The 10331-nt window shown below is 63.8% G+C and carries 10 protein-coding genes; all 10 read right to left on the bottom strand.

Annotation, left to right across the window (positions count from 1 at the left end):
* Positions 1 to 220: 220 nt before the first annotated feature.
* Entirely contained in the window at positions 221 to 1114 is an 894-nt protein-coding gene (locus JOZ76_RS25555) for an NAD-dependent epimerase/dehydratase family protein (RefSeq protein ID WP_291703361.1), read from the bottom strand.
* Between the two features lie 9 nt (positions 1115 to 1123).
* A complete protein-coding gene (locus JOZ76_RS25550) occupies positions 1124 to 2035 on the bottom strand; it encodes a transketolase family protein (RefSeq protein ID WP_291703359.1) in 912 nt (303 codons plus the stop codon).
* Positions 2032 to 2871 carry a transketolase gene (locus JOZ76_RS25545; protein WP_291703357.1) on the bottom strand — a complete coding sequence of 280 codons (840 nt, stop codon included), beginning with the start codon at positions 2869 to 2871 and terminating at the stop codon, positions 2032 to 2034. The genes JOZ76_RS25550 and JOZ76_RS25545 overlap by 4 nt, the downstream gene beginning before the upstream one ends.
* Positions 2872 to 2885: 14 nt before the next feature.
* Positions 2886 to 3542 carry a class I SAM-dependent methyltransferase gene (locus JOZ76_RS25540; RefSeq protein WP_291703355.1) on the bottom strand — a complete coding sequence of 219 codons (657 nt, stop codon included), beginning with the start codon at positions 3540 to 3542 and terminating at the stop codon, positions 2886 to 2888.
* 125 nt (positions 3543 to 3667) lie between these two features.
* Complete coding sequence (locus JOZ76_RS25535) at positions 3668 to 4555, bottom strand: NAD-dependent epimerase/dehydratase family protein (RefSeq protein ID WP_291703353.1); 888 nt, start codon at positions 4553 to 4555, stop codon at positions 3668 to 3670.
* A 12-nt stretch (positions 4556 to 4567) separates the two neighbouring features.
* On the bottom strand, positions 4568 to 5839 hold the full coding sequence (locus JOZ76_RS25530) for a nucleotide sugar dehydrogenase (protein ID WP_291703352.1): 1272 nt from the start codon (positions 5837 to 5839) through the stop codon (positions 4568 to 4570).
* Positions 5836 to 6771 (bottom strand): Gfo/Idh/MocA family protein, encoded by a 936-nt coding sequence (locus tag JOZ76_RS25525; protein ID WP_291703350.1) that lies wholly within the window; start codon positions 6769 to 6771, stop codon positions 5836 to 5838. The genes JOZ76_RS25530 and JOZ76_RS25525 overlap by 4 nt, the downstream gene beginning before the upstream one ends.
* Before the next feature lie 29 nt (positions 6772 to 6800).
* Positions 6801 to 8357 (bottom strand): PfkB family carbohydrate kinase, encoded by a 1557-nt coding sequence (locus JOZ76_RS25520; RefSeq protein WP_291703349.1) that lies wholly within the window; start codon positions 8355 to 8357, stop codon positions 6801 to 6803.
* Complete coding sequence (locus tag JOZ76_RS25515; RefSeq protein ID WP_291703346.1) at positions 8350 to 9366, bottom strand: NAD-dependent epimerase/dehydratase family protein; 1017 nt, start codon at positions 9364 to 9366, stop codon at positions 8350 to 8352. The genes JOZ76_RS25520 and JOZ76_RS25515 overlap by 8 nt, the downstream gene beginning before the upstream one ends.
* 4 nt (positions 9367 to 9370) lie before the next feature.
* A partial coding sequence (locus JOZ76_RS25510) for an NAD-dependent epimerase/dehydratase family protein (RefSeq protein WP_291703344.1) occupies positions 9371 to 10331 on the bottom strand: 961 nt, incomplete at its 5' end.

The raw sequence follows: 10331 nt of genomic DNA, 5'->3' as shown, positions 1-10331 counted from the left end.
AGATCCCTTTGTTGCATCACTTGCGCGGCTTGCCCGAACGCTCTTGTCCCGGCGAAAGATCAGAACGCCCCGATTTGGGCGGATATTGCTGTAGCAGAACGCACCGGTACATCAACTAAGAGCTGCATGCCAAATCTGTCTCCAGGGACGCAGCAAACTGGCTTCGAGCGGCGTTGGGGAACCCAAATCCCTGGTAATCCCTTGCCGATCGCATAGGCGCTCATGCCGCAGCCGACGACCACGCCCTCACCTCACCTGCGTAGCGGTCGATGAGTGCACCGATCTCCATCGGATCGTATCCCCAGCGCGCGATGGCCCGTTCGGACGAGAGAATGAAGGAGGCTTTTGGCGAAGAAATCCCTTCAAGCCGCGCTGGCACGCCGAGGCCCGCGGCGAGCCGCGTGAGCGCCTCGCGCACGGTCACGGCGCCGCGCGCGCCGAGCACGACGGCATCGAAACCGCTCCATGACCGCTCGATGGCGCGGCGCGCCAGCGCGGAGATGTCGGCTACATGGGCTGCGTTGTTGAACGGCCGGTCGAGATGAAACGCATCGACCGTATCGCCGCGCGTGAGTTTTGCCGCGACGCTGGAGAGCCAGTTGCGGTGCGCCCCAGGTCCAACGACGCCCGGCAGCCGCAACGCCAGTCCGGGCAAGCGGTCGGCGGTGTCCTTCAGCATCAATTCGCCAAGCAATTTGGTCGCGCCATAGGCGTCGGCATCGATCATCGGTGTCGTCTCGTCGACGACGGGCGTCGCCACGACGCCATAAAGCGAGAGCGAGGAATAGAGCACGAAGGCGCGCGTGCCCCAGCGCAGCGCGGCTTCGATCAGCGCCCTGGTGCCGACCACATTGTCATGCACCATCGTCTGCGTATCGACGCCCGGCGCCGGCGATGTTGCCGCCGTATGCACCACCGCGTCGAATGGGCCCGGCAGATCGGCTGCCGCGGCGAGATCGCCGCAGGCGAGTGTCACGTTCTCGACACCGTCGAGCGTAGCCAGAAACCGCGTGCGGCTCCGATAGAGGCCGCTGACCGCATGTCCGGCCAAGGCGAACTCCCTGGCCGCAACCGATCCTGCGAACCCGGACGCGCCGGTGACGAGGATCTTCATGATTTCGGCTCAGGCCACCTTGGCCAGGATTTTCGGCACCGACACGCCGTGCGCATCGAGCAGGTCCTCCCAGCTGCCATAGCAATGGATGAACTCGTCCTTCAGCGTAAAGGTGTCGAGCCGGCAGGTCGCCTGCGTGTCCCAGGCAAGTTGCTTGGTCTGCGGCGCGAGGCCGCCTTGCGGAACGTGCTCCTCGATGACGATGACATGCTTGTGGCGCTTCAAGGCCTCCACGATGCCCACCCGGTCGAGCGGCTTCACCGTGTGCACCGAGACCAGCGACACCGACTTGCCCTGGGCTTGCAACTGGTCGGCGACCTGCGTCGCCATTTTTGTAATGCAGCCATAGGTCAGGATGCAGACATCGGTGCCGCGCCGGAGATAGCGGATCTTGCCGAACTGCCACGGCTCGGCGCCCTTGGTGAGATCCGGCTCGCCGGCCTTGCCGATCCGCAAATAGACCGGGCCGTTCTTCTGGGTCGCGCACCATCTCGTCGCCTCGGTGCATTCGGCCGGATCGCAGGGCGCGACGATCTGCATGTTCGGGATGGCGCCCGCGATCGCGATGTCCTCCATCGTGTGATGGGTGCCGCCGAGCGTGGAGTAGATTACGCCGGCGCCCATGCCGACCACCGTGACCGGCAGGTTCTGATAGCCGAGATCGTCGCGCACCATCTCGAACGGACGATAGAGCGAGAAGGTCGCGATGGTGTAGGCGAACGGCTGGCAGCCTTTCAGCGCAAGGCCGGCGCAGATGCCGATCATGGACTGCTCGGCGACGCCAACATTGATGAACCGCTCCGGATATTGCGTGGAGAACTTTGCCATGCTGCCGGCCGGCGAGATGTCCGAGACCACGATGTAGACGTCGGGGTTCTTGGTGGCGGCCTCGTAGAGTGCCTCGGAAAACGTGTTTCTCATGCCTGCGCCTCGAGTTCTGCGATGGCCTGCTTGTACTCATCCTTGTTGGGCGAACGATAGTGCCAGATCGGCACGTTCTCCATGTAGGAGACGCCCTTGCCCTTGGTGGTCTTCGCGACGACCATCAGCGGCCCGTTGCCCTTGCGGCCGGTTACCGCAGCATAGAGATCGGCGCTGGAATGGCCGTCGCACTCGACCGTTTCCCAGCCGAAGGACGCGAACTTGTCGGCCAGCGGATAGAACGAGGGATGCGTGAGCGACGTGCGTCCAAGACTCTGGAAGTCGTTGTTGTCGGTGAAGGCGATGATATTCGAAAGCTTCAGGCTGGAGGCCATCAGGATCGCCTCCCAGGTCGAGCCCTCCTGGATCTCGCCATCGGACAGCACGGTGTAGATGGTGCCGCCAGTCCTGCGGCCGCGTTCGGCCAGCGCCATGCCGACCACCATCGACAGGCCGTGACCGAGCGCGCCGGTCGAGGCCTCGATGCCGGGATTGCCGTAGTCCGGGTGCACGCCGAGCCGGCCCTCCTTGGTGCAGTAGGCATCGAGATCGGCCTGGCTCAAAATGCCCTTCTCGACCAGGATCATGTACTGAATCATGCAGCCATGGCCCTTCGACATCAGGAAGGTATCGGGCGAATGACCGCCATTCACGGCCGGGCGCATCAGATCGTTGTAGATCAGATCGACGATCTCGGTGCAGGAGAAGGCGCCGCCGATATGCAGCGCCGAGACTTTTTGCGACATGTCGAGGATGCGCCGGCGATAGGCCTTGCAGCGCGCCTTGGCGACCTTGGCGTCAAACATATTGGCGCGCTCTTTCATGAGGGTGTCCATGTGCGGCCTTTCCGTCATTCGATGATGGTCCAGTAGTAGTCGCCGGTATAGCCGGCCTCGGCGAAGAGCTTTAGCCAGCCCTCGGGATAGTCGTGGAACCTGGCGGTCAGCACCCAGTCCTCGAAGATCGCCTTCTGCTCCGGCGTACGGTAGCTGTCGACCTGCACGAAGGCGCGGCCGCCCGAGACGCGCTGCAGTTCCTTGAGCGCGACGATGCAGCCGTCGCGATCCAGATTGTGTATGGTGTTAAGCGAGATCGCGGCCTTAAAACTGTTGTCGGGGAACGGCAGTTCGAGCGCGTTGCCGAGATGCAGGCGGCCGATCGCCTCCACTTCGCAATGCATCAACGCATATTTCGAGATTTCGAGGCCGAACGCCTCGAGGCCCGGCAGCGCCTTCATGAAATCCTTGACGAGAAATCCCTTGGCGGCGCCGACGTCGAGCACGCGGTCGCCGGCCTTCAGGTCGAAATGCGCGATCATGTCCTGCGCCACCGGGACCCAGCGGCCGTCATAACGGTAGCCGCCATAGCCGTATTCGCGCGGGCCGTCGAAATACATCTGGCCATATTCGCGCGAGACGCGGATGTGCTCGTCGGTCTTGGCATGCTGCCGCGCCGAGACGTTGCGCTTGCCCCTCGGCAATTTGTTCAACAGATTGATCTCGGCCATGCCGTTCGTCCGCCCGCGCTCGTGATCCCCTCAACCGGTGGCCCGGTTCTAGCTTCAGCTTCCACCCGTCCGCAAGCCACAATCTCCGCCACGCGCCTGCCGGAAACCCGCAGCCAAGAACCAGTTCAACACCCCCCAAAAACCTCGCGGTGGACGCGGGCGAGCCCGTCGGCCAGCGGCTCGAAATGGAAGTCCGGAAATGCCTTGTAGCAGTTCGTGATGTCGAAGAAGCGATGCAGCAGGTGCGGCCGCGGCACCGTGCGAACGAGGTGTTTGACCTCGACCTTCGGCTCAAAATTGTCCGCGACCAGGTGCGCGATGTCGCAGAACGAGGTGGCGACCCCAGTCACCGCATTGAGGCTGCCGGTGCTGCGGTGTTGAAGAATGCGCACCGCAAGCCGCGCCACGTCCTCGACCGCGACATGATCGCGCTTCTCCTCGCCCTCGCCGAACAGCGTGATCGGCCCGCCTTCGGCCGCCTGGCGGCGAAAGCGGTTCGGACCATAGCCCGAGTGCGGATCGCGTGCGCCATAGATCAGCGTCGGACGCAGTGCCGCGAATGGCGCCTTCACCTCGCTGCGGAACATCAATTCGCGCGCAGCATGCATCATGCCGTGCGAGGTAGACGGCGCCACCGGCGACTGCTCGGTGACCGGGTTGGCATCGTCGGCATAAACGGCATCGGAACTGATGTAGAGAAGATGCACCGGCGGCACAGCCGCAAAGGCCTGCAGCGCGGCTTCGGCCATGCGCAGATTGTCCATCATCTGGGCGGCATTTTTCGCCGGCGCAATCGCTGAGACGAACACCACGGCATCATCGGAACGAAGTTTTGCGCGAAGCTGCTCGCTGCCCGCTGACGCCAGCAGGTCGACCTCCTTGCGCGTCAGTCCCGCGACCGGGATACCCGCGCGATTGAGCTCGCTGACAATGGTCGATCCGACCAGGCCGCCCGCGCCGATGACGACGACGCGCTTCAGTGCCTGCGGGGATGAGGTGGTGTGGGTGAGCATGTCGTCAAAACCTCAGGCGACGCCGAGCGTGTGATAATCGAGGCCGGCGGCCTCGGCCGTCTTCGGGTCGAGCACGCGAAATGGATCGAGGATAGTCTTGCCGCGCATCGTCTTCGCGAGATCGGCCGGCGACAGCTTTTTGAACTCGGGCCACGGCGTCATGATGGCGAGCGCATCCACGCCGCTTGCCGCATCGAGCGCATCCTGCGCTCCGGTGACATTGGGATGGTCCGCGACCTCGGATTTTACGACGGGATCGTAGACCCGTACATGCCAGGGGTGCAGCAGCCTGATCAGCGCCAGCGACGGCGAGTTCTTCACCGAGTGCGTGTTCTCCTTGTAGGCCAGCCCGAGCACGCCAAGCCGCACCTCTGCGCCGCGCCACAGCACCGTCTCGTGCAGGGTGCGGATCGCCCAGTCCTTGCGGTAGCGGCTGTTGTGCACGAAGGCGCGGATCACGGCCGCATCGGTGCCGTACTCCTCGGAGAAGCGGATCACGGTCGCAAGGTCGCGCTCGAGATTGCCGCCGGCAATGCCGAGCCCCGGCGAGAGATAGGAATAGGCGCCGATACGCCGATCGAGTTTCAGCGCCGGCGCGATCTCGGACCAGTCGGCGCCGATCTCCTCGCACAGCTCGGCCAGCGTATTGGCGACCGTGACGGAGGCGACCAGGCTGCAGTTGATGGAGATTTTTGCCAGCTCCGCGCTCTCCAGCCGCATCGGCAGAACAGGGCAGTCGAACGCCTCGAGATAGGTTTTGAGCGCCGGCGGCAGCGGCGTTGCCGGATCGGGACAGCCGACCATGAAACGCTCCGGCTTGGTGGCGCGCTCGACCGCGCGGCCGAACACCAGCGTCTCGACCTGGTAATAGAGATTCTTGTCGCTGCGCAACCGCGCCCGGGTATAGCCGGGCGGCACCTGGCTCAGCACCACCACGATGGCGTCAGCGCGCGCATGGTCGAGCGCAAGCGCCAGCAGCGCATCGAGCGTTTTCAGGTCGCTGCCGCCCTGATCGTCGGTCGGCACGTCGGGCGCGACATAGATCACGTCGCAGGCCTTGAGCCGCGCCGGATCGGTCACGAAGTAAATCTTTTCGCGATGGTGCGCCAGGAGATCGTCGAGCTCCGGCTCGACCACGGGCAGTTTGCCCGCTTCGAGGCGCCCAACAAGCGCAGCATCGAGATCGACGCCAAGCGTATCAAACCCCTTGGCGGCAGCGGCCACGGCCGAGCACAGGCCAAGATGGGTCATGCCGACATAGGCGATGCGCGGTCGATCGGTCATGCCAGGGAACTCACTTTGATCACCTCGTCGGAAAGCCGGCCCAGCGTGCGGAGCAGCCAGCGGTCCTTCGACAGGTCGGTCCGCGCGCCGCTTGCCACCAGCGCCTTGAACGCGGCGTATTCGAGCGCCCAGGTCGGATCATCCTGTACCAGGATGACACTCTCCTCGGGCGGCCGGCCGCTCGGCAGCACGCGCGTGCGCCGCGTGAACCTGCTCGGTCCCCATTTGCACAGCGATTCGATATGCGCGCTGCCCTTCTCCGCAAAAATGTCGCAGGTGAAATGATTGCGCCAGGACACCAGCGTCATTTCCAGCTCGATCTTGGGTTTTGAGCCTTCCGACCCGATCACGACGTGATCGGGCGCGCGGTTTTCCAGGCAGCTCGCCGAGATCACGCGGAAATCGTCAGCGAGGTCGCCGAACCAGAAATTCGCGGTGTCGAGCAGATGCGAGCCGAGATCGGGCAGCACGCCGGCGCCCTGATCGCGCCAGGCGCTCTCGCGCACCAGCCGGGCGGTGCCATTGCCATAAAACATGCGGCAGCGGTAGATCCGCCCGAGCTCGCCGGACGCGATCAGATCGCGCATGCGCACACAGTGCGGCTCAAAACGGTGGTTGTAGGCGGTCACCAGCAGCGCGCCTGACGCGCGAGCCTTGGCTTCGAGGGCCGCGAGCTCGCCATCCGTCTCCGCATGCAGCGGCTTCTCGGTCAGCGCGTGCTTGCCGTGGCTTGCGAGATAGCCGAGGATCTCCGTCTTCGGCCCGTCCGGCGTACACACGACAGCCGCGTCGTAGCGATCGGGCGGAACCTCGCGGACGTCCTTCCACTGCGCCTCAGGCCAGATCGGATCGACCACGCCGGCGGCCTCCCCGGCCGCGACGGTCAGGCGCTTTTTCCCCTGCACACCATAACCGACGATAATGCAACGCATGTCAGCCAGCGATCCTCACTCCAGCGCGGTCACTGGTAGTGCATGAGGCGCTCATAGCGCTCAAGCTTGTCGAGCACGTCCTTCGGACGCACCGGGATGTTGCCATGGCGCTCGCACTCGACGGCGGCCGACAACGAGCCCAGCACCGAGGCGATCACCTCGTTGCCGCCGGCGAACATCGACAGCGCCGCATAGGAGAGCAGCGCGTCGCCGGAGCCGACCGCGTCGACGACGTGGTCGGCAAAGGAATCGAGGGTGAAGAAGGCGCGCACGTCCTCGGCCTTTTTCGGCACGGAACGGAAGGTCATCAAGCCGCGTTCGCCAAGCTTCAGGATCAGGATCTTGCATTCGGCCTGACGATAGAGCTCGAGACCCAGCGGCCGCACCACCGAGTCCTGATCGCCGAGCGCAAAGCGCGCCTCGCGCTCGTTCGGCGTGATGAGATCAAAGCCCTTGAATTCGAGGATATTGCCCCAGCGGCTGGCGACCTGGCTGTCGGCGACGCGGAACACGTTGTTCGGAATTGCCTTGATCAGGTTTGGAATGGTGTCGCGGTTGAACATGCCGTGACGGAAATCGCTGAACACGACGATATCGGCTTGAGTCTCGCGGATCTGCTCGGCAAGGATCCCCTGGATGCGTTCGGAGATCGCGCGATTGTCCAGCGTATCGACCTTGAGCAGGTTGTAGCCGCCGGTCACGATGGCATTCTTGTTGGTGGTCGGGCGCGTGCGATCGATGATCGGCGTGCAATTGATGCCGGCGTGCTTGAGATCCTCCAGCGCGAATTCCGCAAGCTTATCCTCGCCGAGCACGGTCGAGTACGTCACCTCGGCGCCGGCCGCGGCGACGTGCTTGGCCACGATTCCCGCCCCACCGACGAAGTCCTCGCGGCGGTCGAACCGCACGCTCATGGTCGGCGTCTTGGTCATGCCTCCGATCATCGCGCAATGCGTATAGCTGTCGATGATGGTATCGCCGACGATGTGAACCTTGATCCCCCTGAGCTTGTCGAGGGCGCCCCTGACGTCGGAGATGGTCAGCCCCTCGGCTTCCAGTAACGCCAGAAGCTTCTCGGTCGCGATCGCCGGCGGCTCGGTCTCGATCAGGCGCGAGGACGAATAGATGATGTCGCCCGGCGTGAAGATCAGCTCGCCGCCATAGGCCTCGACGGCGACCTTTTCCTCGGCCGTGCGCGGATGCAGGCCTTCCTTGTGGTATTCATAGCCCTTGGCGAAGTAGTCCGGCTGGATGATGCCGATGTTGGCGATCGGCGTCGGATCGGGATCGATCACGACGTAGTCGACGACTTCGAGCGCCGCGAGATTGAAGGCACGCAATTCCTGCGGCACAAACGGACGGAAATTCGCCTTGGCGATATGCGCATCCGCGGTCAGGCTGGCGATCAGAAGGTCGCCCTTGCTCTTGGCGTAGAGCAGGTGCCGCACGTGGCCCGGGTGCACGATGTCGAACGTGCCGTGGCACATGATCACCTTTTTGCGGCGCGGGGGCGGACCGATGATCGCCGCGACCTCCTGCGCCGTCTTCACCTTGTGCTTGACCAGATTGCGGCTTGCGTCATCCATTGGCCGTGCCTTCGTGTGAGAGCGCCTTGAACCAGCCTTCGGTCGCCTTGGCGATCGAATCCGGATCCCAGAGCGGAGCCTCCCGCCAGTAGTCGATATTGGCCAGGATGCGCTTCACGCCCTCCTCGAAAGAGACTTTTTGGCGCCAGGTGAGATCGCGCGTGATCTTGGAAATGTCGGCGTGGGTGCAGTCGGGCTCGCCGGGGCGTTTCGGAATGTAGACGACGTCGCCGCCAAGCAGTTCGACCAGGCGGTTGACCGATTGCGGATTGCCGGCGCCCAGGTTCCACGTCTCACCGGTCACTTGCGTTTCCGCGGCGGCGAGAAAGGCCTCGGCCACGTCGGTGGCGTAGAGAAAGTCGCGCCGCTGCGTGCCATCGCCGACCACGGTGAAGGGTTTCCCCGCCAGCTTCTGCTTCAGGAACACGCCAAACACCGCGCCATACGCACCCGATGTGCGCGACCGCGTGCCGTAGGCGTTGAAGATGCGAACGGAGTTCACTGGCAGGCGGTAGACCTTGTGCCAGTGAAAGGCGGCCTGCTCGCCCTGATATTTCGACAGCGCGTAGGGGTATTGCGGCTGGATGACATGGTCCTCGCGGGTCGGCGTGGCGGCAAGCCCGTAGCACGAGGACGATGCGGCATAAACGAACTTCTTGATGCCGGCGGCGCGGGCGCATTCGAGCATGTGCACCGTGCCCTGCACGTTGGTCGACATGTACTCCATCGGCTGCTCGATCGACGGGACGATGTCGCCGATGCCGGCGAAGTGGAACACGAAGTCGACGTCCGCAAAGCGCGCATCACCGGGCATGAAACTGCGGATGTCGGCGTTGTAAAACGTGACGTCCGCCTTGCCCTTGTGATGCCCGAGATTGGCTTCCCGCCCGCCGATCAGATTGTCGATGACCCGGACGGCGTAGCCGCGGTCGACCAGAAGGTCGACCATATGGCTACCGATGAAGCCCGCCCCGCCGGTGACGATTGCCGTCTTCCCCACGCCGGCCACGCTGCTACTTCGCCTCGATCTTCTTCATGGTGCGGACGTTGTAGTACCAGTCGTCATCGAAGCTGCCCGGCAACAGCCCGTTGCGGAAGGCCCGCGCCAGGTCGCGCACAGCGTCCTCGATGGTACGCTTGGGCCGGAAGCCCAGAATGCGGCGGATCTTGTCGGAGTTGACATGATAGGAGCGGTTGTCGTTCGACGGCGTCGTGACAATGTCGATCGGCCCCTTCCCCGGCATCTCCTCCTCGACGACCTGTTTTGCCATCTCGGCGATCGCCGCAATCGAATGGTTTTCGAAGCCGATATTGAAGGTCTCGCCATGGATCTTGGCATGCGGCGCCTCGAGCATCAGCTCATAGGCATCGACCATGTCCTCGATATGCAGGTTGGGACGCATCTGGGTGCCGCCGAACACCGTGATCGTGCCCTTGTTGACGGCATGGTTGGTGAGAATGTTGACCGACAGATCGAGACGGGTGCGCGGGCTGTAGCCGCAGACCGTGGCGGGCCGGATGGTCACGCAGGTGAAGTCGTCCGCCTTGTGCTTCCACAAGACAGGCTCGCACATGCCCTTGAACTTGTTGTAGAGCGTCAGCGGGACCAGCGGGTGCTCCTCCGTCACGTCGGGCGAGTTGGACACGCCGTACACCGAGCTCGACGAGCAATAGACGAAGCGTTTCACGCGCGCCTTCTTCGCCGCCAGGACGAGCGGCTCGAAACAGTCAAAATTGACCGTCTCCGACAGTTTTTCGTCGAGCTCGAAACTCGCATCGTTGGAGATGCAGGCGAGGTGCAGCACGGCATCGATGCCCTCTAGCGCCGCGGCGATGTGGGCGGTGTCGCGGATATCGCCCTTGACGACGCGCAGTTTCGGATCGTTGGGCAGGCGGCAGCCGTACCAGAGCTTGTCGAAAACGGTGACGTGATAGCCCTTGCTCAGGAGCCGCGGCGTCAACACGTGCCCGACA

The organism is Bradyrhizobium sp. (genome assembly GCF_019244115.1).
In the GTDB taxonomy this organism is placed as follows: Bacteria; Pseudomonadota; Alphaproteobacteria; order Rhizobiales; family Xanthobacteraceae; genus Bradyrhizobium.
This window is presented reverse-complemented; position numbering and strand designations above follow the sequence as displayed.

Bases quoted from the DNA above. Each gene is read 5' to 3' on its own strand.
- JOZ76_RS25555 (WP_291703361.1), bottom strand. From the start codon at position 1,114: ATGAAGATCCTCGTCACCGGCGCGTCCGGGTTCGCAGGATCGGTTGCG.
- JOZ76_RS25550 (WP_291703359.1), bottom strand. From the start codon at position 2,035: ATGAGAAACACGTTTTCCGAGGCACTCTACGAGGCCGCCACCAAGAAC.
- JOZ76_RS25545 (WP_291703357.1), bottom strand. From the start codon at position 2,871: ATGGACACCCTCATGAAAGAGCGCGCCAATATGTTTGACGCCAAGGTC.
- JOZ76_RS25540 (WP_291703355.1), bottom strand. From the start codon at position 3,542: ATGGCCGAGATCAATCTGTTGAACAAATTGCCGAGGGGCAAGCGCAAC.
- JOZ76_RS25535 (WP_291703353.1), bottom strand. From the start codon at position 4,555: ATGCTCACCCACACCACCTCATCCCCGCAGGCACTGAAGCGCGTCGTC.
- JOZ76_RS25530 (WP_291703352.1), bottom strand. From the start codon at position 5,839: ATGACCGATCGACCGCGCATCGCCTATGTCGGCATGACCCATCTTGGC.
- JOZ76_RS25525 (WP_291703350.1), bottom strand. From the start codon at position 6,771: ATGCGTTGCATTATCGTCGGTTATGGTGTGCAGGGGAAAAAGCGCCTG.
- JOZ76_RS25520 (WP_291703349.1), bottom strand. From the start codon at position 8,357: ATGGATGACGCAAGCCGCAATCTGGTCAAGCACAAGGTGAAGACGGCG.